Here is a 25,830-nt window from a genome sequence, read left to right as displayed (position 1 = left end):
ATTTCTTGAACAATTTGAAGCTTTAAAGACATTGAGTAGTCTTTCTGGGTTCGCTTAACATAGCGATTTTCTTGAAGGTTTTCCATAACGATGAAGTTTGTGTATCGCTATTTCAGGACAAGACAAAATAAACATAAAAAAAAGACCTGAGTGAAAATTCAGGTCTTTTTTGTTTTTATCTATTTTTTTATTCCTCCACTCTCCCAATCTCCTCAATCTCACTTTCCACCTCAATAGGCAAAATGGTGTTATAGGTAGTATAAAGAAAAGAATACCAAAAAGGAAGCGTAAAGAAGATACCAATACACAAACCAATAAAACCTAACATCATATAAATAAAACTAACAATCGCTAAGCCTACTAAAATCAGCCATTGTTTGGCGACCAACTTGATGCTCATGGAAATGGCATCAAATGCTTTTTGCTCTCCATAAATGATCAACGGCACCGTCAACATCGTAAAAAAGGCAACAATATACGTTAGAAATGAGCCAATAATTGGATAGGTTAAAAGTTCAAAACCGGTTGCAAAAGCAAAATTAACGATAGCCAACACCGAAGCAGCAATAAACAGCTCTTTGAAATAAGAAGTTTTGTAGTAATCAAAAATTGTCCCCACCGAAAAGGGTTTATTGCTCTGAGCCAAATGAGCCATTTTAAAGAAACCAGCTCCTAAAGGTGCTGTTAAACCGGCAAAAACAACCATGATTAAAAAATAAATTAGAATACCCACCACTGAAAAATTCATTGGGTTAAATTCGGTGAGTGTTCCCATCATATCGGCTGCACCAAAAGCAACGGCAGCAATAGACCCAAAAAGGGCAAATGCCGCAAGGACAATGAGTAAAAAGGCTAAGCCTCCGGTCAAAGCAATTTTTTTGTAGTTGTCAAATGCTTTCTCGATAATCGTACCAAAGTCAATGTAATAGCCTTCTTGTGTGGCTTGCTTGATTCGTTTTGTAATGTTATTGTCCATAGGTTATTTAGTTTAAAGCCAAGATAATAATTTTTTGATGTATTTCAATTTATTTTTATAGGGTGCATATCGAACCGGAACATCGCCCCACGTTGGTTTTTTCACGATGGCTTTTTTGTGTGAAAAGGAATCAAAACCAAATTTTCCGTGGTAAGCACCCAATCCGCTGTGGCCAACGCCACCAAAAGGCATTCGTTTGTTTGAAAAATGAATCACACAATCGTTTACGCATCCACCACCGAACGAATAGTGGGTAATCATCTTTTCGGCAAAATCTTTATTCTCCGAAAAAACATAAAGTGACAGCGGTTTTTCATAATGAGCAATAATTTTTTGAATATCATTTTCATTGTGATACGAAATAATCGGCAAAATAGGGCCAAAGATTTCGTCCTTCATCACTTCGCTATTCAAATCGGGTTCATCAAGTAGGGTAGGACTGATGTACCGACTTTCTAGATTCGAAACTCCGCCAAAAATAACTTTTTTCGGTTCAATCATCGCTTGTAATCGTTGCCAATTTTTGGTGTTGATGATACGGGCAAAATCGTTTGAAAATTCAGGATTTTCTCCGTAGGCTCGAGTAATTTCTTGTTTAAGTAATTCAACAAAGTTGTATTTTTCTTTGGCTTGTACTAAAATATAATCCGGTGCGATACAGGTTTGTCCGGCATTGATGAATTTTCCCCACACAATACGTTTGACCGCAATTTCTAAATTGGCACCTTCATCAATGATACACGGATTTTTTCCCCCTAATTCTAAGGTGACCGGCGTTAAATATTTTGCAGCGGCTTGTGCCACAATTTTTCCCACGGAAACACTACCTGTAAAAAAGATATAATCCCATCGTTTTTCGAGCAAGGATTGGGTGAATTCGGCTCCGCCATGCACAACAACGGCTTCTTTGACATCAAACACTTCCTCCACAATTTTTGTGACAATTTGCGAGGTGTTGAAGGTTAATTCAGAAGGCTTTAAAACTACAGTGTTTCCCGCAGCAATGGCAGCAATAAGCGGACACATCGCTAGTTGAAAGGGATAATTCCAGGGCGAAATTATTAATACTCGTCCATACGGTTCCGAATATATAAATTCGGAAGAGGGTAAGTTTAAAATCGATGGACAAACACGTTTTGGTTTAGCCCATCGATTGATATTGGAAATGGTATGTTTTAAATCGGAAATCACATACTGGGTTTCCGTGAGGTAAGCTTCAAAAGCAGGTTTCTTAAAATCTTTGTATAAGGCTTCACTAATCGCCTTTTCGTGCTTTTGGATGGCAACGAGTAGCTTTTTAAGCAATGCTTTTCGTTTGGCTACAGTACTAATTGAACTCATTTCAAATGGGTTTGGGAATGCATTCAAATATAGGAGAAAAAATTAACTTTTTCCCAATCCAAATCGATAACCTATATAAACATCTGCTTGCTTACTGTCGTTAATCAAAGCGGTGAAGGCAGAACCCGAACCAATGAAGAAACCGTAAGCTCTAAAACCGATTCCGGCATTGAATCCTGCAATTTCGGTTTGGGATAACGGAGCAAAAACCTCGAAATTTTTGAGCGAAAAACGCGGGGTTAAAGTGACCACATTTTGAGCTGTAATTTGGTCATTGTTAGCATCATCCGTTAATTTTTGTTGTAAAAATACCGAAACATACAGGGTTGGAATTACTTGCAAATCTGCATAAGCGTTTAAAACGGTTGGCAATTTTACTTTAAAATCTTTAGCCGAAGAGGTCGAGGTTAAAAATCCGCTATCGACCAAAATTTGTTCTACTTCTTGCAAACTGTCTACATTTTCAAATTGCGATAAATCTAAACTTTCGCTTCCTTCAATAGACAAATTATAGTCTGTTGAAGAATTATTTTCGTCTTTAAAGGTCATTCCGCCAATATTTCTAACGGAAATTCCGGAATTGAATTTATATCCGTTTTTTTCATCTTTAATAGTAAATGTTCCTCCAAAGTCAAAGGCAAAGCCATTTAATCCGCCGAATACAGAATCCGCATAACTATCAAAATCAGAAAAACTACTTCCTAAATTGCCGGAATAAGCAATATTTACGGAAGCATTTGCATTGGTCAGGAAAGCATTTCCACCTAAATAGTTGACAGTACCTTCAAATTGATCGGCTCCAAAATTCGCATACGAACCCGGAAATAATAGTTTAAAAGTAGCACCGCCATTTAGTTTATATTTATCGGTTTCCCATAAACTTCGTGCTGCAGAAAAGCCGATTTCACCGTAAGTGGTTCCTACTAAACGTTGGTTGTAATTCCCGTTTAGCGTAGTAAAATTCACTAAAGAATTTAATCCGTTATTGGCAATCGCATCGCCAATATTGGCATCTACGTCTACTAAATTTAATTTTCCATAGGCTTTGGAGGTAATGGCAAATCCCCATTTTTCAAGTTTAAAAGCAAATCCTGGACCGGCTACTTCCACATCAAATCGCAAATTAACCGGTTCATCTCCTTTAAAAATTAAATCTTCGATATCTTCATCACTATTCAAATCGCTAAAACCAATTTTGTTGTTGGAAACATTGATGCTTGTGGCAAAAAGGTTTACCTCCATTTTTGAACTCAGATTGGCTAATTCTGTCGGATTTAAATTGGCGTTAAGAATACCAATTCGCTTGGATGTTCCAATTCCGGAAAAGTGTTCTTGGGCAAATGAGCATACGCTAAGGAGAATAAATACAGGAACAATTAAATTTTTCATTGAGATTATATTTAGTTGATTTCAAAGATGATACTTCTTTGTTGAATAATCACTACCCATAAATAGGTATTTTTATTCAGAATAGAAACAATTGAAAAAGGAATTTCCCTACTTGATAAACGAAAAAAATTATGTTTTAGTTTCAATTGATTTCCAAATGACATCTTGAGGAACGGGAGCGATGATTGTAATTTGTTCTTTTGAAACCGGATGAATGAAGGATAATTTGCGAGCGTGAAGGTGAATGCCACCATCCGGATTGCTTCTGTCAAAACCATATTTCAAATCGCCTTTTATGGAACAACCAATGGCTTGCAATTGTGCCCGAATTTGGTGATGTCTTCCGGTATGCAGTTCGATTTCTAGAGCAAAATAATTATCTAATTCGGTAATAATTTTGTAGTGTAAACTCGCTTTTTTGCTCTCCGGAACTTCTTTTAAATGAGCTTTGGACGTATTGTTTTGTTGATTTCTTTTGATGTAATGAACGAGTGTGTCCTCTTCTTTAGGTGGTTTATTTTTGACTACTGCCCAATAGGTTTTTTGCGTTTCCCGTGAACTGAATAAATCATTCATTCGGGTCAACGCTTTACTGGTTTTGGCAAAAACAACTATTCCGGTAGTCGGTCGGTCGAGCCGATGAACTACGCCTAAAAAAACATCACCGGGTTTGTTATATTTTTCTTTAAGGTATTCTTTGACGATGTCGGGTAGGGGTTTGTCGCCCGAATTGTCGCCTTGAGCAATATCACCGACACGTTTATTTAAAACTATCAAATGATTGTCTTCGTGAAGAATTTGTAAATTATTTTTGGTCGTAACTATTTTCATCCGCACATTGACTCATTGCCACATTGATAAATTGTCGCATTAATACTGCTCATTCGCATTCGGAAAATCCAATGCTTTTACATCGGTTACATATTGCCCGATGGCTTTGGTCATGTCTTCATAAAGGGTCATGTATCTTCGCAAGAAACGCGGACTAAATTCGTGCGTCATGCCAATCATATCGTGAAGCACCAACACTTGACCATCTACACCACCTCCGGCACCGATTCCAATCACCGGAATCGAAATACTTTCGGCCACTTTTTGAGCTAATTTGGCCGGAATTTTTTCTAATACTAAAGCAAAACAACCGATACGTTCTAACAATTTGGCATCTTCCACTAATTTTTCGGCCTCTGCTTCTTCTTTTGCACGAACGGTATAGGTTCCAAATTTATAGATGGATTGAGGAGTTAAACCCAAATGACCCATGACCGGAATACCGGCATTCAATATTTTTTTGATGGATTCTTTGATTTCGCTTCCGCCCTCTAATTTTACAGCATGTCCGCCGCTTTCTTTCATAATTCGAATGGCAGAACGTAATGCTTCTTTTGGGTCGGATTGATAAGTCCCGAAAGGTAAATCAACAACAACTAACGCACGTTCGCATGCTCGCACGACACTACTCGCATGATAAATCATTTGATCCAGTGTGATAGGCAACGTGGTTTCGTGCCCGGCCATCACATTACTGGCTGAGTCACCTACTAAAATCACGTCAACACCAGCAGCATCCACTATCTTAGCCATGGTATAATCATACGCCGTTAGCATAGAAATTTTCTCGCCATTGGCTTTCATATCAAAAAGTGATTTTGTCGTGATGCGTTTGTAATCTTTTTTAGCTGTTGACATTTCAATTAAATTAAAGAAATGTAAAAGTAATAAAACTAAATTGTTTCTATCATAAAAAAAGGATACGAAATACTTCGCATCCTTTTTGAGTTGATTTTGGTACTTTTTTACTGTTTTAAATCGGAGAATCCCAATTCGGGTATAAAAGCTTTAGAAACTTTTTCCACTATAATCTCATTTAACAACGTAAAGGGAATTGAGTTTTCACACTTTTTTGAGGAAGAACCAATGTATACTTTATATGCTCCGGCTTCTGCTATCCAAGCATTTTGATTGGAATGAAAAGAAGCTAAATCTTTACTTTCTAAAATAAAACTAATTATTTGTTCTTCACCCGGTTTTAAAAGTTTTGTTTTGCCGAATGATTTCAATTCGCGAAATGGTTTATCAATTTTTCCGGTTGGTGCCGCTAAATAGAGTTGCACTACCTCTTTTCCGCTCGTTTTTCCGGTGTTTTTAACGGTAATTGTGACCGTTACTTTATCTTTAAATTGACTATTACTGATGGTTAGATTTGAAAATTCAAAGGTTGTGTAGGACAACCCATAGCCAAATTCATAGGCTGGTTTTATTTTAAAACTGTCAAAATAACGATAACCAACATAAATTCCTTCTTTGTATTTCACTTCACTTGGATTTTGAATAAAGTTTTTTGAAGTAGATAAATCTTCATATTGAATAGGCATAGTCATTGTGAGCTTCCCAGATGGATTGGCTTTGCCGGATAAAACATCAGTCACAGCATTTCCACTTTCTTGACCTGATTGCCACGGTAAAATAATCGCATCTGCTTTTTCCTGCCAACTTTGTGTTTCGATTACACCACCTAATATTAAGAATTACGATTACTTTCTTTCCTTTTTTTCTAAAACTATCAGAAACAGAATCGATTAATTTTATTTCGTCAGCAGCTAATAAAAAGTCATCTTCTATCGATCGATCACCTGATTCTCCTGCATTTCTTCCGATTGTAATTATCGCAACGTTATTTGATTCTGATGCTTTATTTATTTCTTCGAGGGATAATTCTAATTCCATCAATCTTTTTGGAGTTGCTAAAATACCTCCTTCTTTTTCTCTTCGTTTTAATTCTTTTTCTTTTAAATCTGCCGCATAGGGTTGGTATTTTTTTTGTAATTCTTGATCTATTTTGTAACCTGCATTTTTTAAACCGTCAATCAGAGAAATTGTATAAGCTTCGTTAACATCTCCACTTCCTGTGCCTCCTGAAATATATTCATAGGAAGTTACCCCAAATACGGCAATTGTCCCTTTTTTAGATGTATAAGGTAGGGTATTGTTATCATTTTTTAAAAGTACAATACCTTCCACAGCAGCATTTCTGGCAATTTTTGCATTCTCAATTAAATTTGGCTTGTTTGAATAGTTGTATTTATTCATCGAAGGGGATTTTAGAATTAAATTTAAAATTCTTTCCACGTTGCGATTTAAGTCTTCAATGCTGATTTCCCCACTATTTATTTCGGCTAATACGAGTTGTTGCTGTTTGGGTAAGCCCGGCATCAATAGATCATTGCCCGCAGTTAGTTGTTTGCTTACATTTGTATTACTATTTGGTGAAAATGGACTCATCATTCCATCAAAACCACCAAACCAATCAGTCATAACCACTCCTTTGAACCCCCATTCATCTCTTAAAATGGTTGTTAACAAATCCTTTCTGGCGGAGGCAAAAACGCCATTTATAGAATTGTAGGAAGACATGATTGTCCATGGGTTAGATTCTTTCACCGTAATTTCGAAACCTTTTAAATAAATTTCTCTCATCGCTCGTTCACTCACTAAAACATTTAATCCCATTCGATTAGTTTCTTGATTGTTAGCGGCAAAGTGTTTTAAGGATGTGCCTACACCGTTAAATTGAATGCCATTTACCATCGCTGCGGCTATTTTTCCTGTTAGAAAAGGATCTTCAGAATAGTATTCAAAATTTCTACCGCAAAGTGGATTACGATGAATGTTCATCCCCGGTCCCAATAGAACATCAACTCCGTATTCTTTGACCTCTACACCAATAGCTTTTCCGACTTCATAGATTAATTCTTTGTTCCAAGTAGATGCTAATGCTGTACCCACAGGGAAGGCAGTAGAATAAAATGTATCAGTTACCTCATTTCTTTTCGGATTGATTCGAAGTCCGGCCGGACCATCTGCCACAATTACATTTGGAATACCTAAACGTTCAACTGCAAATGTACCTCCAGCAGCACCCGGCACTTTACCTTGGTATGCTCCGGGTGTGAATTGCATTTTCTCTGCATCAAATCCAGGCATACCTATTCCGTTCACTAATTTTGTCTTTTCTTCTGTTGTTAGTTTACTTAGTAAGTCTTTCACTCGCCTTTCTATTGGTAGGCGATAATCTTCATAAATATCCAATACTCCATTTCTGTTTAAATCTTCAAACTTTAAACCATCAATATTTAGAATTGGAAACTCTTTAGAAGTATTTTTTCCATGAAGGAAAGTTGTTATTAGAAAACAAATTAAAAGCGTACAAATTTTTAGACCATTCTTCATAATTATAAGATTTATTTATTAATGCTTCAATATGAAGCAATAGTACGAATTTTTTTGTTCAAATCAAATTTCCAATAAAAAAAATGTAATTTTGTGGATGATGGATTCACAAGCATTTAAAAAAATTTTAGAGGAGCGTTCGGCAAGATCATGGGAAATGTATTTACCACATTTATCAGTTGATTGTGTGGTTTTTGGTTTTCATAACGCTAGTTTAAAGGTGTTATTGACTAAGTTAAAGGATAGTGAATTATGGGGTTTGCCCGGGGGTTATGTTTTAAAAACAGAGAATATTCATTCTGCAGCTTCCAGAATTTTATTTGAACGGACAGGAGCTTCCGACATCTATTTGCAACAGTTTCGTGTTTTTGGGGATTTAAATCGTTCGGAAGATTTTTTTAAAGACTTTTCAGATGATTTGTGGAATAAACAACGATTTGTTTCCATTGGATTTTATGCACTTGTTGATTTTTCAAAAGTAACTTTAATTACCGATGATATTTCTGAGGCATGCGAGTGGCGTTCGATAGCAGAACTTCCGGAATTTATGATGGACCATCAGTCTATTTTTGAGAAAGCTTTAACAGTTTTAAGACGACAGTTGAACTATAAACCCATCGGTTTGAATTTATTACCCGAAAAGTTTACGCTTCCAGAGATTCAAAAGTTATATGAAATTATTTTAGGAAAAAAATTAAACAGAGGTAATTTTTATCGTAAAATGATGCGTTATGATATTTTGGAAAAATTGAATGAAACACGTAAAGGTGGTGCTCACAAAGCTCCTGATTTATATAGTTTTGATTTAGAAAAGTATCAAAGTGCCTTAAAAAATGGTTTCAACGAAGGATGGTAAATATATTGGTTGCCTAAAAAATATTAAAAATAAACGTCTTTACACTAACAAAAACTTACTACTTTAGCTAAGGATTTTTTAATCTTATAAAAATGATTACAATAGTACTTACCATTGCGATTTTAGGATACCTTTTGGTTATATTTGAATCGCCTTTCAAAATTAATAAAACAATTACAGCAATACTGACCGGGTCTTTATGTTGGGTGTTTTTTGCTTTGTTTTATGATGGGAACCAACACTTACTTGCAGAAAAGTTAACAGGACATTTTGGAGAGATTGGCGGTTTACTCATCTTTTTGTTAGGAGCGATGACAATTGTAGAATTGATTGATTTGCATAAAGGATTTGCAGTTATTACGCATCGAATTCGAACTAAATCAGTGTTTAAATTACTTTGGATTGTGGGGGGCGTCACCTTTTTTATGTCGGCATTATTAGACAATTTAGCAACCGCCATAATAATGGTAACATTATTGAAAAAACTGATGCCTAAAAGTGAAATTAGAATGATTCTTGCGGGAATTATTGTAATTGCTGCAAATGCGGGCGGTGCATGGAGTCCTATTGGAGATGTTACTACAACCTTATTATGGATTGGTGGCCAGGTAAGTGCTTTAGGAATTGTCAAAGTATTGTTTGTTCCTTCGATATTTGTCATTCTAGTGCCTTTAATAATAGCAAGTTTTCGTATGAGAGGTTTCGCTGCACTTCGCGTGCAGTTATCAATGCAGGATGTTAAAAGGGAAGAAAAAATGTATGGTAGTATAAGTGTGCTACTTGCGGGTGCTTTTGGATTAATAATGGTTCCGGTTATAAAATCAATTACAGGATTACCTCCTTTTATCGGGGTATTAATTGCTTTAGGTTTTGTTTCACTTGTATCTTTAATTTATCACAAAGATAAACCTCAAGCTGTGAAAGATTCATATTCGGTGGCACATGCTTTAACTAAAGTAGATATAAGTTCGATTTTGTACTTTATGGGTATATTATTGATGGTTTATGCACTCCAAGACACAGGGATTTTGGGTTATTTCGCTGATTTTTTACTTCAAAATTTACCAAGTATTGACATGATGATTGTTTTAATAGGGGTTTTATCATCAATAGTAGATAATGGTAGTTTGGTAGCCGCTTCTCAGGCTATGTTTCCGCTTTCAGAATACCCGATTGACAGTTCGTTGTGGGATTTAATGGCACTTTGTGCGGGAACTGGAGGAAGTATGTTAATTATTGGTTCAGCGGCAGGAATTGCCGTTATGGAAAAAGAAAAAATTACTTTTCTTTGGTATTTAAAGAAAATAACACCATTGGCAGTAGCCGGTTATATTGCGGGGATTATCTCATTCTTTGTACTTTATTGGTTCACTCATTAAAAAATGAAAAAAATATTTGTATTTGTTATCGTATTGATCAATCAATTTTCTCTCGCTCAAGAAAATGAAATTCAACTCACAATTGGAAAATTTTTTAACGCTTTTCATCAAAGAGATTCAATTGCTTTGAAAAAGGTTTGTTCTGAAAATTTGGTTTTACATTCGATTTCAGAATCCGAAAAAGGTAGTCAATTTTCAGTTGAAAAAGCAGCTAATTTTTATAAATCTATCGCGACAATTCCACTATCAATCAAATTTGAAGAAAAGATTCTAAGTTTCAAAGTTCAGGTAGATGGAGCCATGGCACACGTTTGGACACCCTACGAATTTTATGTGAATGATAAATTGAGCCATTCCGGTGTCAATTCTTTTCAATTGTTTAAAGAAAATGATGGTTGGAAAGTGGTGTATATTTTGGATACGAGGCGGAAGTAAATTTGATATTATTTGTTTTTTTATTTTTGAAAAAAGATTGATGAAGAAGATTTGGCTGTTTAGTTTACCGTTATTATTTGTTTTTTCCTTGTCAGGAAAAGCACAAACAATTGATTCGCTGAAAATAGATTTTTCCGGATTTATAGAAAGTTATTATGCGTATGATTTTAATACACCAACAGAAAATCAGAAACTGCCTTTTATGTATAATTACAATCGACATAATGAGTTCAACATCAATAATGCGTTGTTACGAGTAAAAGCAAGTTATGAAAATGTTTATGCGTCCTTTGCTCTTCATGCCGGTACATATGTGGAAGATAATTATGCTGCGGAAGATATAAAATGGGTGAGCGAAGCCCTTGTTGGAATTTATTTAGATAAGAAAAGAAAACATACTGTTGAAATGGGAATTATGCCCAGCTACATCGGCTTTGAAACGGCCATATCAGCTTTAAATTTAACAGTAACCCGGTCGATATTGGCCGAAAATTCTCCTTATTTTATGACCGGTTTAAAATACCAATTTCAACTAAATGATAAATGGACTTTTGCGACATTTTTCACCAATGGTTGGCAACGAATCGCTAAACCTGACAAATCTGCTCTTCCGGCTTTTGGTTCACAGATTACGTATAAACCTACCGAAAAAGCAGTCTTAAACTGGAGCACTTTTATAGGTGATGAACCAACGGAATTTGGTTTACGAACTCGTTATTTCAGTAATTTGTTTTTTGATTATCAATGGAATGAGAATTGGCGAACCATTGCCGGTTTTGATGCTGGAATGCAAAAATCAAGTGTTGGTGACAAGCACAAAAAATGGTTCAGTCCGGTTTTAATTGCTCAATACACGTTTAATTCAAAATGGCAATCTGCTTTTCGAACAGAATATTATCAAGATGAAAACAATGTTTTTATAAACGTAAATGATATAGCTTTTAAAACTTTTGGAAATTCTTTTAATATCGATTTTTCACCTACTAAAAGACTAAAAATCCGAACGGAAGCCCGTTGGTTAAAATCTCAAGAAGCAGTCTTTATTAACAATAATGAAATGGTTAACGATAATTTCTTTATTACAACCAGTATGAGTTTTGAGTTTTAACTAACAATTCGCCAATTTTACGTCAACAGCCAAACTACCTTCACTTGTTTCTTTCTATTTGTAATTCATTTATTTAACTGATTTATACAAAAAAATAAATTAAAGGTATTCAAAAAAGACAGCAAATTTATTCAACTTGATATTACTGTTGAAAGTATATTTTCAAATACTAGTTAAAAATTCATCAAGGTTTTTATGTGAATGGGTTAGCTTTCCGTTTTTCACAATGATGGGCATTGTTACGTTATCTTTGGCACCTTCATCTTTGAGCATTTTCCACATTAATGTATTCAAATCTTGAGATTTATTCGTATTTATATATTTAAAATCAATATTATTTTTTATCAAATATTTTAACGTTTTAGCACATCGTGGACAACCATCTTTACCAAAAATTATTAATTCTGTTGAAAAGTCAGGAGTTTGTGTTATGGTTTTTGACTCTACCTTTTTTTGAAAATAATTTAGTTCTTCGGTTGTTGGTTTCGCTTTTATTGAATAATTTATTGAATAGTCAAGTTTTTTCCCTTTCAAAGGTGTCAAAGTGATAAAAGCTACTTCTTCTCCTGATTTTATAAGTTTTGTAATTGGAGATTTTGGTATTTTACATATTCCTTTACCGTCAATATTTAAATTTATTTCTTTTTGCTCATCGCTATTGTTTTTTATTGAAATATTGATTGACTCCCCGTCTTTTTTTTGGAATACTTCTATTTCGGTATTGCTTTGTGCAAAAACAGAACAAGATAAAAACAATGTTATCGGTAAAAATTTTAGATAAAGATTTTTCATAATTAAATTTTTTATAAATATACAAATTGTTAACAATCCGCCAAGTTCACCCCAACTGCCAAACCGCCTTCACTGGTTTCCTTATATTTGGAGTTCATGTCTTTAGCAGTTTCCCACATGGTATTGATTACTTTATCTAACGGAACTTTCGCATTATTGGCATCGGTTTCTAAGGCCAATTCAGCGGCATTAATCGCTTTAATCGCACCCATCGTATTGCGTTCGATACACGGAATTTGCACTAACCCACCAATCGGGTCGCACGTCATTCCCAAATGATGTTCCATCGCAATTTCGGCAGCCATCGTCACTTGAGCGGGTGTTCCACCCATTAATTCACACAAAGCTCCGGCAGCCATGGCACTTGATACGCCAATTTCGGCTTGACATCCACCCATCGCGGCAGAAATTGTAGCTCCTTTTTTGAAGATACTGCCAATTTCTCCGGCAACCAATAAAAATTGTTTGATTTCCTTCTCACCGGCATTATGGTTTTCAATCACTAAATAATACATTAAAACCGCTGGAATTACACCCGCACTTCCATTGGTTGGAGCGGTAACTACCCGACCTAACGCGGCGTTTACTTCATTCACAGCCAAGGCAAAACAGCTTACCCATTTTAAAATTTGACGAAATTTTACTTCTGTTTTTCGGATGGTTTCCAACCATTCTTGCGGATTGGAATAGGGTAGTTCGCCTTTTAATCCCAAATGCATGTCATACGCTCGTCGTCGTACATTCAATCCGCCCGGTAAAATGCCTTCAGAATGACAACCGATATAGATACATTCCAACATCGTATGCCAAATTCGCATCAATTCATGGTGAATTTCTTCTTCGGAACGCATCGATTTTTCATTTTCATACACAATTTCGGAAATCGATTTGTTTTCTTTTTTACAAAATTCTAATAATTCATCCGCTTTTTGAATCGGATAGGGGAAAGCACATTTTATCTGAATTTTCTTTTTAGCATTGGTTCGTTCTTCTTTTACCACAAAACCACCACCGATAGAATAGTAGGTTTCACTAAATTCTTTTTCATTAGTAAACAATGTAAATGTCAACCCATTGGCATGAAAAGGCAAAAAGTTTTTGTTGAACACGATATCTTTTTCAACCTCAAAATCAAGTTCAATTTCATTTCCTAAATTGATTTTTTTGTTTGATTTAATTGATTGAACAATTGCGTCAATATTGGCAACCGGAATGGTTTCAGGGTCTTGTCCACTCAAACCTAACATCACGGCATAATCAGTGGCATGACCTTTTCCTGTTAAAGAAAGCGAACCGTAAAGATCTACTTTTACTCGAATGGCTTGATTAAGAATATTTTCTTCTTTACATTCCAACAAAAATCGTTCGGCGGCTCTCCACGGTCCAAGCGTATGAGAACTCGAGGGGCCAACACCTATTTTAAGCATATCAAAAACAGAAATACATTCTTCCATAACGCAAACGATTTAGTAAAGGCAAATATAGTGTTTTGTTTATTGCTTATTCAAACGAGTTTCTTAAAAAATAGAATTGAATAATTAACTTTTCTTTATTAGTTTCTGAATTAACATTTAAGTTCAACCGTTCAAAAAATAACCTATATTTGACTTCTAATTTTTTTAAAATGAATCGATTTTTTAATCTACTCTTGTTTTTTGTTTGTTTAATTGGATTTTCACAACCAAAATCGCCTTCCGAATTCTTACCTAATTATGGTAAACAAGTTACTTATTATCATAAAGTAGAAGGCTATTTTGATCAATTAGTGAAAAATTCAGATTGGATAAAACATCAGAAATACGGTGAAACTACACAAGAGCGAAACCTCAATGTTTATTATATTTCTACACCGGAAAATTTAAAAAATTTAGAAGAAATCCGTAAAAATCATTTGCATGAAATCGGACTTTTTCCAACCAAAAATAGTTCTAAATCAAAAACGATTGTTTGGTTGAGTTTTAATGTACACGGAAATGAAATTGGTGCAATAGAAAGTTCTTTAGCGGTTGCTTATGAGTTAGTTAATCCAAATAATAAAGAAACCAAAAAATGGTTGGAAGATATTATTGTGATTCTCGACCCTTGTTTAAATCCCGATGGTTTTTCGCGATATGCCAATTGGTTGCGTGATGTTTCCGGTAAGAATACACATCCCGGAGTTACAGACAGAGAACACATGGAACCATGGCCGGGAGGAAGACAAAATCATTATGTATATGATTTGAACCGGGATTGGGCTTGGCAAACACAATTGGAGACACAATTACGAATGGATTTGTATCATCAATGGATGCCAATGGTGCATGCCGATGTGCATGAGATGGGCTATAATGAACCCTATTTTTTTCCGCCGGCTGCCGAACCATATCATGAACAAATTGCTCCTTTTCAGCGAGATTTTCATAAAAAAATAGGTGAAATTACGTCAAAAAAATTCGACAAAGAAGGGTGGATGTACTATTCCGGAGAACGATTTGATTTGTTTTATCCGAGTTATGGAGATACATATCCTTGCTACAATGGTGCAGTTGGAATGACCTATGAACAGGGCGGAATTGGAGCAGGAAGGGCAGTGTTGCTAAAGAATGGAGATATACTAACGTTGCAAGACAGAATCGATCATCACGCCAAAGCGATTCTAACTGTGGTTGAACTTTCAAATGTGCAAAAAGACGTTTTGACCAAAGAATTTAGAGCTTATTTTAAAGACAATCGAACAAAACCTAAAGGAAAATATCAAACCTACGTGGTGAAAAATAATCCGAAAAATCAAGAACTTTTGGTTTTGTTAAACCGAAACCGGATTGAAACTTCTTTTGCGGATGAAACGAAGAAACTTACTGGGTATCATTATCAGTCCAATAAAGACAAAGCTTTTTCGATTGAACCGAATGATTTGATTATAAAAGTTGATCAACCCAGATCGGTTTTAACGCAAGTTTTATTTGAACCCCATCATAAATTAACAGATAGTTTATCCTATGATATTACGGCTTGGTCTTTGCCGTTGGCTTATGGTGTGGAAAGTTTTGCTTTGAAGGGAAATTTGCCTATTAAAATGAAAACAAAGTTGGACGTTATTGTTCCATCAAAAACATCCAATGCCTATGCTTATTACATTCCCTGGAATAATAGGAGTTCTGCTCGTGTATTAAGTAAGTTACACCAACAAAATATTAAAGTTAGAACCGCTTTAAAGGAGGTTTATTTTGGTGATTTAAAGGTAGAAAGAGGTGGTTTAATAATCACTAAAGGAGACAATGCTAAGATGCTGAATTTTGAAGAAATCATACAAAATTTAATACAGGAAAAATTCGACTATGTTGCTTTGGAAAGCGGTTTTGCCAAAAACGGAGGTGATTTAGGCGGTGAAAATTATCCGCTTTTAAAAGCACCAAAAGTTATCGTTTTAGGTGGAAGCGGAGTGAGCAATATTGATTTTGGTCAAGTTTGGTTTTTCATGGATCAAGTGATTGAATACCCAATGAGTATTGTAGAAGTTCAACACTTTAACCGAATAAAATGGACTGATTATACTACTTTAATCTTGGCCGAAGGTTGGTATGGTTTTTCAGATAGTCAGAAAAAAGAAATAGATAATTTTGTTTCCAAAGGCGGAAAAGTAATCGCAATTGGTGGAGCTGTTGCTCAATTTGAAGATAGAGAAGGCTATCATTTGACAAAATTTGCTACGGAAGATGAAAAGAACGAAGCTCAGAAAATGCAGGAAGAAGCTGAATTGGCCGATCGTTTTTTGGATTATGAAAATAATGAGAGACGTTCTATTTCAGGATATATTCCCGGAGCAATTATTGAAAATGTGATTGATAGCTCGCATCCGTTAACTTTTGGATTAGGTGATAAATACTATAGTTTAAAGACTACTCAATCTAATTTTAAACTTTTAAAAGGAGCACAAAATGTCATTTATGTGCCTAAGAATTACCAAAGTTTTGGCTTCATTGGAAACAAATTAAAGAAAACATTACAAGAAACAGTATCCTTTGCGGTTGATTATCACGGCAATGGTAAAGTAATTTATATGATTGATAATCCTTTGTTTAGAGGATTTTGGGAAAATGGAAATTTGTTGTTTAGTAATGCGTTGTTTTTGGTGGATTAAATAACTACAATAATGTCATAATGTCATATTTTTTCTGATTCGTCAGTCAAAATATGACATTTCTTTTTAAATTTCTTACTTGGCATAATCCTTGTCATTTGCAAATCAAGTTTTGAAAAACGAATTTAAAAAACAAGACATACAAATTAAAAAAATTATGAGTAAAATAATTGGAATCGATTTAGGAACTACCAACTCTTGTGTATCCGTAATGGAAGGTGGAGAACCGGTAGTAATTGCAAATGCTGAAGGTAAAAGAACTTCGCCATCTGTTATTGCATTTGTAGACGGTGGTGAAATCAAAGTAGGTGATCCTGCCAAGAGACAAGCGGTAACTAATCCAACCAAAACCATTGCGTCTATCAAACGTTTTATGGGTAATAAATATTCTGAAAGTGCAAAAGAGGCTGGAAATGTTGCATATAAAGTAGTTAAAGGTGACAATGATACTCCACGTGTAGACATTGATGGTCGTTTATACACACCACAAGAATTGTCTGCTATGACACTTCAAAAAATGAAAAAAACGGCTGAGGATTATTTAGGTCAAACTGTAACTGAAGCGGTTATCACTGTACCTGCTTATTTCAATGATGCTCAACGTCAAGCAACGAAAGAAGCCGGTGAAATAGCCGGTTTAAAAGTAATGCGTATCATCAATGAGCCGACCGCAGCTGCGTTAGCGTATGGTCTAGATAAAGCCGGAAAAGATCAAAAAATTGCCGTGTACGATTTAGGTGGTGGTACATTTGATATATCTGTTTTAGAATTAGGAGATGGTGTTTTTGAGGTATTATCTACAAATGGAGATACACACTTAGGAGGAGACGATTTTGACCAAGTAATCATTGATTGGTTGGCCAATGACTTCAATAGCGAAGAAGGAGTAGATTTGCGTAAAGATCCAATGGCTTTACAACGTTTGAAAGAAGCAGCTGAGAAAGCCAAAATTGAATTGTCTTCTTCTACACAAACTGAAATCAACTTACCTTATGTCACAGCAACCGCTAGCGGACCAAAACACTTGGTAAAAACATTAACAAGAGCTAAATTTGAGCAATTGGCGGAAAGTTTAGTAAAACGTTCGATGGAACCGGTTGCAAAAGCATTAAAAGATGCAGGTTTATCAACCTCAGATATTGACGAAGTTATCTTAGTGGGAGGTTCAACCAGAATGCCTGTTATTCAAGAGCAAGTAGAAAAATTCTTCGGGAAAAAACCATCAAAAGGAGTAAATCCGGATGAGGTAGTGGCGATTGGTGCAGCTATTCAAGGAGGTGTGTTAACCGGAGATGTAAAAGATGTATTGTTATTAGACGTAACACCTCTTTCTTTAGGTATTGAAACCATGGGAAGTGTAATGACAAAATTAATTGAGTCGAATACAACCATTCCAACAAAAAAATCACAAGTTTTTTCTACAGCTGCAGACAACCAACCATCGGTTGAAATTCACGTATTGCAAGGAGAAAGACCAATGGCAAATGACAACAAAACAATAGGTCGTTTCCATTTAGACGGAATTCCTCCAGCTCCAAGAGGTGTTCCACAAATTGAAGTAACCTTTGATATTGATGCCAATGGTATCATCAAAGTTTCGGCAACCGATAAAGGAACCGGAAAATCGCACGATATTCGTATAGAAGCTTCTTCAGGATTAACTCCGGAAGAAATCGAAAGAATGAAAAAAGAAGCAGAAATAAATGCTGAAGCGGATAAAATTGCCAAAGAAAAAGTGGATAAATTGAACGAAGCAGACGGAATGATTTTCCAAACTGAAAGTCAATTAAAAGAATACGGCGATAAATTGTCAGATGCCAACAAGCAACCAATTGAAGCTGCGTTAAACGAGTTGAAAGCTGCGTATGAAACAAAAGACATCGCAACGATTCAACCTGCTTTAGACAAAATCAATGAAGCGTGGAAAAATGCTTCAGAAGAAATGTATAAATCACAAGACAACCAAGGTGCTCAACAAGCTCAGCCACAAGCCGATGCAAGTGGAGATCAAACACAAGATGTTGATTTTGAAGAAGTGAAGTAATATTTGCTTAAAAATAGTAAAAAACCGGATTAGAAATAATCCGGTTTTTTTATTAAAGAGTTTTAATAAAGTGGAGAAACTTACTTTTTCCAATAGCGTTTATATAACCAAAAGCTTATCCCACCTATTAAAATAAGTGCCCAAAGTTGAATGATAAAAGCAATAATTTCCTCCAACATATACCATCCTGTTTTCAATCCTTCCATTACTTTCAATCCCAAATGTGGGCGATAACTATTGATGTTTTTTTCATTTGTCAACAGTTCGCGTCTCACACTATCTCTTTGATAGAGTTGAAGCGTAATCGTACTAAAGTTAATCTGATCTTCCAGGTTGAGATTCGCAAGCTTTGCTTGATCGGCTACTGCTCTTTTAGCAGATAAATTATCTTCGGCATCCAAAATTTGATTCAGTTTTTTTCCATTAGAATCGATGGCTTTTTCAATGCGTTCACTTTGTGTGGCACTTCTTTTTTCTTCCAATTCGTTGGTCAACAGTTTTAAAGCAACATCATCAGCTTTTATTAGGCGGTAATCCAGAAAGTCGATTTCTTTTGCAATACATTTCAAAACCGTATCAAGTTGCATATTTGGAACCCTAATTGTCATATTGTTTTCCACCGCAAATTTGGTTGTTTCTAAGAGACTATCTTGACTAATCACGGTTCTATCAGTATCAATAATTCTACTTTGTAAATTCGTATAAGTCACAAAGCCACCAAATTTTGACACCGTATTTTCAATGGAATAGGTAGATTTTTCAACGCTTTTTACCCTGAACTTAGCATCGGCTGTCCGAATAAATTTTCGTTGAGAAGTAGAGTTTTCAATAGCCGCCGTAGAAGATAGATTTTTCTCTGTTTCAGACTCTGTTGACACATTTACAACAGATTCTTCTTTTCTTCCGTCTTTACAAGAAAACAGGAGCAGGGTAAAGCAAAAAAGCAACATACCCAAAAGGTTGATTTTTTTCATGAGAAATGGTTTTAAATTACAAATGGAATAGTGATTAATAAGTAATTTTCAAACCATATTTTGCCTAGTGTTTATTACTATTAAATCATTACTAAAAAACGTGCCAAAATATAATTTTTCAAATAGTTTCATATTTTTTTATTGTAATTTTGTAAAAACAATTAGAATCCCCGATTATGTCAACTATTTTAGCCTTTGCCGGAAGTAATTCTTCTACTTCCATCAACCACCAATTAGTAACTTATTTAACCACTCAACTACAACAAACTTCGTTTGAATTATTCAAATTATCCGATATGGATTTAATTGTGTATAGCGAAGATGAACAGCGAGATAACGGATTTCCATCCTCTATCAATCAAATATACAAGCACATTCAGGCTGCCGACGGTTTGCTTATTTCAGTAAATGAACATAATAGCAATCCTTCAGCTTTTTTTAAAAATGTATTGGATTGGTTGTCACGATTAGACAGAAAGTTTTTAGATGGCAAAAAAGTATTTTTACTAAGTGCTTCAACCGGAGCTCGCGGCGGAATGAGTGCCTTGGAAGTAGTTGAAAAATTAATTCCTCGTTTTGGCGGAGAAGTTAGTTTAACTTATTCATTTCCATCTTTTAAAGAAAATTTTTCTATCGAAGAAGCGAAAATCAGCAACGAAGAAATTAATAATGAAATTGTAGCAAAACTGCATCAGTTTGAAGTCTTATTAAAGTAATTTTTTTCAAAAATGCTCAGAGCTACAAAAGTCTTTTCCATTGAACATCCTGATATCTTCAAACAAAAATTGTTGATTTGGGCGAATCAATTTAGAGAAGTTGTTTTTTTAGACAGCAATAATTATCATCATAAGTATTCCAATTTTGATGCCATTTTGGCCGTAGATGCTTTTACTTCCATCAAAACAGATTATTTCAATGCATTTGAAGATTTACATCAATACCAAACCCATACCAAAGATTGGTTATTCGGCTATTTGTCGTATGATTTAAAAAACGATACCGAAGCATTACAATCCAAAAATTTTGACGGATTAGCCTTTCCGGATTTATTTTTCTTTCAACCGAAGAAGTTATTTTTTTTAAAGGGAAATCAAGTGGAAATGCACTATTTGAATTTGTGTGATGATGAATTAGAGGAAGATTTTTCCGCGATTATTACTACGAATACAATTTGCGACTTTGCTCCCGAAGCTTCGGGATTGCGTGAAATTAAAATCCAGCAACGCATTTCAAGAGAAGCTTATCTTCAAAAAGTGTCAAAAATGCTTGAAAAAATTCATCACGGCGACATTTACGAAGCCAATTTTTGCATGGAATTTTTTGCTGAAAATGCAGCTATTTATCCTTTGGAAATTTATCAAAAGCTTAATGCTATTTCACAACCACCTTTTGCGGTTTATTTCAAAAATAATCATCATTTTTTAATGTCGGCTTCTCCGGAACGCTACTTGAAAAAGGAGGGTACAAAAGTAATTTCTCAACCGATAAAAGGTACAGCAAGAAGAAATTCAGATGCAATTTTAGATGAACAGTCGAAAGTTGATTTGGAAAATAATCCGAAAGAGCGGGCCGAAAATATTATGATTGTTGATTTGGTTCGCAATGATTTATCTCGAACGGCCACAAAAGGCTCGGTTGAGGTAGAAGAGTTATGTGGCATTTATACTTTTAAACAAGTGCATCAAATGATTTCGACAGTTGTTTCTCAAGTAGAAAATACAACTTCTGCTGTAGAAATTATCAAAACTACTTTCCCCATGGGCAGCATGACCGGTGCTCCCAAAATTTCAGCGATGAAAATCATTGAAGAATTGGAAGAAACCAAACGCGGACTTTACAGCGGTGCTGTTGGTTATTTTTCTCCCGATGGTGATTTTGATTTTAATGTCGTAATTCGCAGTATTTTATACAATTCTAAAAACCAATATTTGTCTTTTTCCGTGGGAAGTGCCATTACATCGGAAGCCACTCCAGAAGGCGAATATGAAGAATGTTTGTTGAAAGCTAAGGCTATGTTTGAAGTGCTGAATTAGAATTATTTCATTCACACAAAAATCCTTACTTTTGAACATGCTTTTGAAATTCCAAAATCACCTTTCAACTCAATTTCCTTTTCTTCAAAAGGCAAAAATGCTCATCGCTGTTAGTGGCGGTCTGGATAGCATGGTTTTATTGGATTTAATTTCAAAAGCAAATATAGAATTTGCGGTGGCTCATTGCAATTTTCAACTCCGAGGGGATGAAAGTGATGCAGATGAAAATTTTGTAAAATCCTATTGTAATGAAAATTCCATTCAAAGTTTTTTTCAAAAATTTGATACCAAGCAATTTGCTGAAGATGAAAAAGTGTCCATTCAAGTCGCAGCCAGAAAGTTGAGATATGAATGGTTTTATGAATTGTTGGCCAATGAAAATTTTGATTTTGTGGCGACTGCTCATCATTTAGATGATCAATTGGAAACTTTTTTAATTCATTTTTCTCGTGGAACCGGTTTGGATGGACTGACAGGAATTCCATCCCAAAATGATAAAATTATTCGACCATTGTTGCATTTTTCCAGAGCAGAAATTGAAACTTTTGCAAAGGAAAATAATCTAAAATGGCGGGAAGATTCCAGTAATGCGTCTGACAAATATGTGCGTAATAAAATTCGTCATCATGTGGTTCCGATTTTAAAAGAATTGAATCCGAGTTTTTTAGATTCGTTTGAAAATACACTTCAAAATCTCAATCAAGCACAAAGTTTAGTAGAGGATGCCTCACGAATAGTGTATCGAAAAGTAGTGAAAGATGTTGATAATCAAAAAAAAATTGATTTAAATGAATTGTTACAACTACCTAATTATCAAGCGTATTTGTACCAATGGTTGATGCCTTTCGGATTTTCAGCTTGGCAAGACATTTATGATTTGGTGGAAGCCCAATCCGGAAAACAAATTTTTTCGGAGCATTTCAGATTGCTAAAAGATAGAGAAACACTGATTATTGAACCAAAATCTTTCAAAGTTTCGGATGAATATTTTATTCAAGAAAATCAATCTCAACTTAATTTTCCCTTAAAGTTATCGTTTTGTAAAGTGGATGACATAACTAAATCCGATTCTAAAACTATCTTTGTAGATGCAGAGAAGTTAAAGTTTCCTTTACAACTTCGACAGTGGAGTGAAGGTGACTATTTTTATCCTTTTGGAATGCTTGGTAAAAAAAAGCTTTCAAAATTTTTTAAAGACGAAAAAATTTCTGTTATTGACAAAGAAAAAATTTGGTTACTCTGTTCCGAAAAAAGGATTGTATGGATTGTAGGAAAACGAATGGACGACCAATTTAAAGTTACGGAAAACACACAAACTATTCTAAAAATTCAATTAGTATAATGAAGAATTTATTTTTTACACTTCTTTCCTTTCTTGTAATTACCATTACGCAGGCACAAATTTTAGATCCGGTGAAATGGAAAACTTCGATTGAACAAAAATCGGATACGGAATTTCTATTAAAATTTGATGCAACCATTCAAAAAGATTGGCATTTCTTTTCACAGTTTACGCCCGATGGTGGTTCTTTGCCAACTGTATTCATTTATAACGATACAAAAGGAAATTATCAATTAATCGGTAAAACAACAGAAAGTAAATACAAAAAAGTCTATAGCGAAATTTTCGAAGTAGATGAATATATGTTTGAAGGTTCAGCTCAATTTTCGCAATTGGTAAAAGTCACGAATCCAGCTTTAAAGTCGATTAAAGTGGAGGTAGAATACCAAGCTTGTTTGGAACAATGTATTCAACAGTTTAAGAATTTTGAATTTCAATTACCAGGTAGAGAAAATGTAATAAATACGACTCAAAAAGAGGACACAATACCATTAGTAAAAGATGATATTCAAGAAAAATTAGATAACAAATTGGTTAAGGCCAAAAGTAATAAAGTAGAAAAAAAAGAGGAACAAAAAGGACTTTGGACAATATTTATTCTTGCTTTCTTTTCCGGATTCCTTGCTTTATTGACACCATGTGTCTTTCCAATGATTCCCATGACGGTAAGTTTCTTTACCAAACAAAGTAAAGACAGAGCTAAAGGGATTAAAAATGCTATCATTTATGGTGTTTCCATCATCGTTATTTACGTACTTTTAGGATCAGTAATAGTTGCAATATTTGGACCAGATTCTTTAAATGAACTCTCCACTAGCGTAACTTTTAATCTTGTGTTTTTTGGGTTATTAGTCTTTTTTGCAGCTTCCTTTTTAGGAGCATTTGAAATCGTTTTGCCAAATTCATGGGCCAATAAAGTAGATCGTCAAGCGGATAGAGGAGGAATTATCGGTATCTTTTTTATGGCATTAGCGTTAGCCATCGTTTCCTTTTCGTGTACAGGTCCAATTGTTGGAACCTTGATTGTGGAAGCCGCTTCGAAAGGCGGAATTGCTCCAATTGTGGGAATGTTAGGCTTTTCATCAGCCATCGCTTTACCATTTATGTTATTTGCTTTATTTCCTGGCTGGATGAATTCCTTACCAAAATCAGGTGGTTGGTTGAATACCGTAAAAGTTTCATTAGGATTTTTAGAATTGGCTTTTGCGTTTAAATTTTTATCCAATGCCGATTTGGTTTTACAATTGCATTGGTTTGAAAGAGAAACATTTTTAGCCATTTGGATTGCCGTTTTTGGTGCTTGGGCATTGTATTTATTTGGAAAAATAACATTACCTCATGATAGTCCGTTGACACATATTTCAGTTGGAAGATTATTTATGGGATTGTTTGTATTGAGTTTCACCATTTATATGATTCCAGGACTTTGGGGAGCACCTTTAAAAATTATATCAGGTTTTCCGCCACCACTAAATTATAGTGAAAGTCCAACCGGAATTGGGAGTGGAGGAGGAGGTTCTACAGATACAGGAGCTTTGCCAAAAGGAGCTCATTCCGGTCCGCACGGAATTATTGCTTTTCATGATTACGAGAATGGATTGGCTTATGCCAAACAAATAAATAAACCTATTTTACTTGATTTTACTGGTTATGCATGTGTGAATTGTCGAAAAATGGAAGATTATGTATGGTCGGATAAAAAGATTCTTTCTATTTTAAAAAATGAAGTGGTTTTAATTTCATTATATGTTGATGATAAAAAGGAATTAGCTGAAAACGAAAAATATGTTTCTAAAGAAACCGGCAAAAAAATTAAAACCATCGGAAACAAATGGAGTGATTTTCAAATTACCAAATACAAAGCCAATGCACAGCCATATTATTTGATTTTGGATACGAATGGAAATACGATTTCTGATGAACCGGCCAGTTATGACCCGGACATCGATTTATACGAAAAATGGTTGCGAGACGGAATCTCAAATTCTAAAAAATGATAAATCCAATCTCTGAATGTAAAATTTAGAGATTTTTTTTTCGCCAATCAAAATGATGAAATACTAAAAATTGAAGATTATGGTTCATTTTAAATGTACTATCTACATTCGATTCAATCAGTTGATTCATGTATGCTAGTTGAAACGTTACATTTTTATATTGATACCCTAATCCGGCAGAAATTCTGTTTTGGTCCAATCGAAAACTGTTTTTAATTTCACTACCGGCATTAAAAAGTAATTCATCTGAGGCGGTAAGAAATAGTTTGCCTGTTTTTTCAGTCTTGAAAAAGTAACGCATTTGTACTAAATACCGAAAACGATAATTGAAATTAAATTCATTTTGTAAATTATCATCCACAATAATTTCTCTGTAACGAGCTTCATATCTTAACCGATGTAAAAATGTAAAGGAATTAGATTTATGTTGATAAGTTGTTTGTCCCCATGGTCGATGCTCCGGTCTAAATGTTGATTTTCCTTCGGGTGGATAAAATTCCGCAAAGGCATAGCCAAGCGTAGTAGTAAATTGTTTTTCTTTTCCAAAATGATAGATTAATCCCGAACGAACAATTCCAAAACTCTCCGGCACCCAATGAGCATCATTCCACCATGAAAGATGATTAGACAATTTAGTTTGTGTGATATATCCCAACCAAATTTGTTGCTTTTCTGTTATTTTATTTTGTGAAAAAGAAAAGGCGGGTAGAAGTAAAATCAGTACAAGTTTGAGATATTTTGAGCAACACATGTTAAATTTTTTTCAAAAATAAAGTAATTATTCAAATCAATTTGTGATATTTGTCACATT

Annotated in this window: 21 protein-coding genes; 10 read left to right on the top strand and 11 right to left on the bottom strand. The window is 34.8% G+C overall.

Going from position 1 to position 25,830, the window contains the following annotated elements; genetic code table 11:
* Positions 1–187 precede the first annotated feature (187 nt).
* From ACIQ0M_RS10245 to ACIQ0M_RS10215, 7 genes are all read right to left on the bottom strand, one after another.
* On the bottom strand, positions 188–976 hold the full coding sequence (locus tag ACIQ0M_RS10245) for a hypothetical protein (RefSeq protein WP_396151885.1): 789 nt from the start codon (positions 974–976) through the stop codon (positions 188–190).
* Positions 977–988: 12 nt separating this feature from the next.
* Positions 989–2,317, bottom strand: coding sequence for an aldehyde dehydrogenase (locus tag ACIQ0M_RS10240; RefSeq protein WP_396151883.1), 1,329 nt, complete (start codon positions 2,315–2,317; stop codon positions 989–991).
* A 42-nt stretch (positions 2,318–2,359) separates the two neighbouring features.
* Positions 2,360–3,706, bottom strand: coding sequence for a hypothetical protein (locus ACIQ0M_RS10235; protein WP_396151881.1), 1,347 nt, complete (start codon positions 3,704–3,706; stop codon positions 2,360–2,362).
* A gap of 129 nt (positions 3,707–3,835) precedes the next feature.
* Positions 3,836–4,537, bottom strand: a complete 702-nt coding sequence (locus tag ACIQ0M_RS10230; RefSeq protein ID WP_396151879.1) for an RluA family pseudouridine synthase — start codon at positions 4,535–4,537, stop codon at positions 3,836–3,838.
* Between the two features lie 39 nt (positions 4,538–4,576).
* Positions 4,577–5,395 (bottom strand): 3-methyl-2-oxobutanoate hydroxymethyltransferase, encoded by an 819-nt coding sequence (gene panB / locus ACIQ0M_RS10225; protein WP_396151877.1) that lies wholly within the window; start codon positions 5,393–5,395, stop codon positions 4,577–4,579.
* 107 nt (positions 5,396–5,502) lie between these two features.
* A complete protein-coding gene (locus ACIQ0M_RS10220) occupies positions 5,503–6,174 on the bottom strand; it encodes a fibronectin type III-like domain-contianing protein (RefSeq protein ID WP_396151888.1) in 672 nt (223 codons plus the stop codon).
* Complete coding sequence (locus ACIQ0M_RS10215; protein ID WP_396151876.1) at positions 6,128–7,936, bottom strand: glycoside hydrolase family 3 protein; 1,809 nt, start codon at positions 7,934–7,936, stop codon at positions 6,128–6,130. Before ACIQ0M_RS10215 ends, ACIQ0M_RS10220 begins: the two co-directional genes overlap by 47 nt.
* Before the next feature lie 97 nt (positions 7,937–8,033).
* Here ACIQ0M_RS10215 and ACIQ0M_RS10210 point away from each other — a divergent pair, with 97 nt between their 5' ends.
* The 4 genes from ACIQ0M_RS10210 (at position 8,034) to ACIQ0M_RS10195 (ending at position 11,714) form a co-directional block, all read left to right on the top strand.
* Positions 8,034–8,792: an NrtR DNA-binding winged helix domain-containing protein gene (locus ACIQ0M_RS10210; RefSeq protein WP_396151874.1), complete on the top strand. Its 759-nt coding sequence runs from the start codon at positions 8,034–8,036 to the stop codon at positions 8,790–8,792.
* A gap of 92 nt (positions 8,793–8,884) precedes the next feature.
* Positions 8,885–10,171, top strand: a complete 1,287-nt coding sequence (gene nhaD / locus ACIQ0M_RS10205; protein WP_396151872.1) for a sodium:proton antiporter NhaD — start codon at positions 8,885–8,887, stop codon at positions 10,169–10,171.
* A gap of 3 nt (positions 10,172–10,174) precedes the next feature.
* Positions 10,175–10,606, top strand: coding sequence for a nuclear transport factor 2 family protein (locus ACIQ0M_RS10200; protein WP_396151870.1), 432 nt, complete (start codon positions 10,175–10,177; stop codon positions 10,604–10,606).
* A gap of 40 nt (positions 10,607–10,646) precedes the next feature.
* Positions 10,647–11,714, top strand: coding sequence for a porin (locus tag ACIQ0M_RS10195; RefSeq protein ID WP_396151868.1), 1,068 nt, complete (start codon positions 10,647–10,649; stop codon positions 11,712–11,714).
* A 162-nt stretch (positions 11,715–11,876) separates the two neighbouring features.
* On the opposite strand, the gene ACIQ0M_RS10190 is transcribed toward ACIQ0M_RS10195, so the two are convergent.
* Both ACIQ0M_RS10190 and ACIQ0M_RS10185 read right to left on the bottom strand, forming a co-directional pair.
* The gene (locus ACIQ0M_RS10190; RefSeq protein WP_396151866.1) at positions 11,877–12,506 is read right to left on the bottom strand and encodes a glutaredoxin family protein; all 630 of its coding nucleotides are present in this window, start codon (positions 12,504–12,506) and stop codon (positions 11,877–11,879) included.
* Positions 12,507–12,535: 29 nt separating this feature from the next.
* Complete coding sequence (locus ACIQ0M_RS10185) at positions 12,536–13,960, bottom strand: L-serine ammonia-lyase (RefSeq protein WP_396151864.1); 1,425 nt, start codon at positions 13,958–13,960, stop codon at positions 12,536–12,538.
* Between the two features lie 170 nt (positions 13,961–14,130).
* Between ACIQ0M_RS10185 and ACIQ0M_RS10180 the strand changes: the two genes are divergently transcribed.
* Both ACIQ0M_RS10180 and dnaK read left to right on the top strand, forming a co-directional pair.
* Complete coding sequence (locus ACIQ0M_RS10180; RefSeq protein WP_396151861.1) at positions 14,131–16,629, top strand: M14 family zinc carboxypeptidase; 2,499 nt, start codon at positions 14,131–14,133, stop codon at positions 16,627–16,629.
* A 157-nt stretch (positions 16,630–16,786) separates the two neighbouring features.
* Positions 16,787–18,673: a molecular chaperone DnaK gene (gene dnaK / locus ACIQ0M_RS10175; protein WP_396151859.1), complete on the top strand. Its 1,887-nt coding sequence runs from the start codon at positions 16,787–16,789 to the stop codon at positions 18,671–18,673.
* An 80-nt stretch (positions 18,674–18,753) separates the two neighbouring features.
* Here dnaK and ACIQ0M_RS10170 read toward each other — a convergent pair whose 3' ends face one another.
* Positions 18,754–19,647 (bottom strand): DUF4349 domain-containing protein, encoded by an 894-nt coding sequence (locus ACIQ0M_RS10170; RefSeq protein ID WP_396151857.1) that lies wholly within the window; start codon positions 19,645–19,647, stop codon positions 18,754–18,756.
* A gap of 176 nt (positions 19,648–19,823) precedes the next feature.
* Here ACIQ0M_RS10170 and ACIQ0M_RS10165 point away from each other — a divergent pair, with 176 nt between their 5' ends.
* The 4 genes from ACIQ0M_RS10165 to ACIQ0M_RS10150 are packed head-to-tail and all read left to right on the top strand — an operon-like array spanning position 19,824 to position 25,019.
* Complete coding sequence (locus tag ACIQ0M_RS10165; RefSeq protein WP_396151855.1) at positions 19,824–20,363, top strand: NADPH-dependent FMN reductase; 540 nt, start codon at positions 19,824–19,826, stop codon at positions 20,361–20,363.
* A 12-nt stretch (positions 20,364–20,375) separates the two neighbouring features.
* On the top strand, positions 20,376–21,680 hold the full coding sequence (locus ACIQ0M_RS10160; protein ID WP_396151853.1) for an anthranilate synthase component I family protein: 1,305 nt from the start codon (positions 20,376–20,378) through the stop codon (positions 21,678–21,680).
* Between the two features lie 37 nt (positions 21,681–21,717).
* The gene (tilS, locus tag ACIQ0M_RS10155) at positions 21,718–23,022 is read left to right on the top strand and encodes a tRNA lysidine(34) synthetase TilS (RefSeq protein WP_396151851.1); all 1,305 of its coding nucleotides are present in this window, start codon (positions 21,718–21,720) and stop codon (positions 23,020–23,022) included.
* A complete protein-coding gene (locus ACIQ0M_RS10150; protein ID WP_396151849.1) occupies positions 23,022–25,019 on the top strand; it encodes a protein-disulfide reductase DsbD family protein in 1,998 nt (665 codons plus the stop codon). The genes tilS and ACIQ0M_RS10150 overlap by 1 nt, the downstream gene beginning before the upstream one ends.
* 25 nt (positions 25,020–25,044) lie before the next feature.
* Here the strand turns inward: ACIQ0M_RS10150 and ACIQ0M_RS10145 are convergent, their stop codons facing one another.
* Positions 25,045–25,770 (bottom strand): DUF2490 domain-containing protein, encoded by a 726-nt coding sequence (locus ACIQ0M_RS10145; RefSeq protein ID WP_396151846.1) that lies wholly within the window; start codon positions 25,768–25,770, stop codon positions 25,045–25,047.
* Between the last annotated feature and the right edge of the window lie 60 nt (positions 25,771–25,830).

Source organism: Flavobacterium sp. (genome assembly GCF_044339515.1).
Classification (GTDB): Bacteria; Bacteroidota; Bacteroidia; order Flavobacteriales; family Flavobacteriaceae; genus Flavobacterium.
The sequence above is the reverse complement of the archived record's forward strand: the minus strand, read 5'-3'. Positions and strand labels throughout refer to the sequence as shown.

Coding starts and splice junctions, on each gene's coding strand:
- ACIQ0M_RS10245 (WP_396151885.1), bottom strand. CDS start 976: ATGGACAATAACATTACAAAACGAATCAAGCAAGCCACACAAGAAGGC.
- ACIQ0M_RS10240 (WP_396151883.1), bottom strand. CDS start 2,317: ATGAGTTCAATTAGTACTGTAGCCAAACGAAAAGCATTGCTTAAAAAG.
- ACIQ0M_RS10235 (WP_396151881.1), bottom strand. CDS start 3,706: ATGAAAAATTTAATTGTTCCTGTATTTATTCTCCTTAGCGTATGCTCA.
- ACIQ0M_RS10230 (WP_396151879.1), bottom strand. CDS start 4,537: ATGAAAATAGTTACGACCAAAAATAATTTACAAATTCTTCACGAAGAC.
- panB (WP_396151877.1), bottom strand. CDS start 5,395: ATGTCAACAGCTAAAAAAGATTACAAACGCATCACGACAAAATCACTT.
- ACIQ0M_RS10215 (WP_396151876.1), bottom strand. CDS start 7,936: ATGAAGAATGGTCTAAAAATTTGTACGCTTTTAATTTGTTTTCTAATA.
- ACIQ0M_RS10210 (WP_396151874.1), top strand. CDS start 8,034: ATGATGGATTCACAAGCATTTAAAAAAATTTTAGAGGAGCGTTCGGCA.
- nhaD (WP_396151872.1), top strand. CDS start 8,885: ATGATTACAATAGTACTTACCATTGCGATTTTAGGATACCTTTTGGTT.
- ACIQ0M_RS10200 (WP_396151870.1), top strand. CDS start 10,175: ATGAAAAAAATATTTGTATTTGTTATCGTATTGATCAATCAATTTTCT.
- ACIQ0M_RS10195 (WP_396151868.1), top strand. CDS start 10,647: ATGAAGAAGATTTGGCTGTTTAGTTTACCGTTATTATTTGTTTTTTCC.
- ACIQ0M_RS10190 (WP_396151866.1), bottom strand. CDS start 12,506: ATGAAAAATCTTTATCTAAAATTTTTACCGATAACATTGTTTTTATCT.
- ACIQ0M_RS10185 (WP_396151864.1), bottom strand. CDS start 13,960: ATGGAAGAATGTATTTCTGTTTTTGATATGCTTAAAATAGGTGTTGGC.
- ACIQ0M_RS10180 (WP_396151861.1), top strand. CDS start 14,131: ATGAATCGATTTTTTAATCTACTCTTGTTTTTTGTTTGTTTAATTGGA.
- dnaK (WP_396151859.1), top strand. CDS start 16,787: ATGAGTAAAATAATTGGAATCGATTTAGGAACTACCAACTCTTGTGTA.
- ACIQ0M_RS10170 (WP_396151857.1), bottom strand. CDS start 19,647: ATGAAAAAAATCAACCTTTTGGGTATGTTGCTTTTTTGCTTTACCCTG.
- ACIQ0M_RS10165 (WP_396151855.1), top strand. CDS start 19,824: ATGTCAACTATTTTAGCCTTTGCCGGAAGTAATTCTTCTACTTCCATC.
- ACIQ0M_RS10160 (WP_396151853.1), top strand. CDS start 20,376: ATGCTCAGAGCTACAAAAGTCTTTTCCATTGAACATCCTGATATCTTC.
- tilS (WP_396151851.1), top strand. CDS start 21,718: ATGCTTTTGAAATTCCAAAATCACCTTTCAACTCAATTTCCTTTTCTT.
- ACIQ0M_RS10150 (WP_396151849.1), top strand. CDS start 23,022: ATGAAGAATTTATTTTTTACACTTCTTTCCTTTCTTGTAATTACCATT.
- ACIQ0M_RS10145 (WP_396151846.1), bottom strand. CDS start 25,770: ATGTGTTGCTCAAAATATCTCAAACTTGTACTGATTTTACTTCTACCC.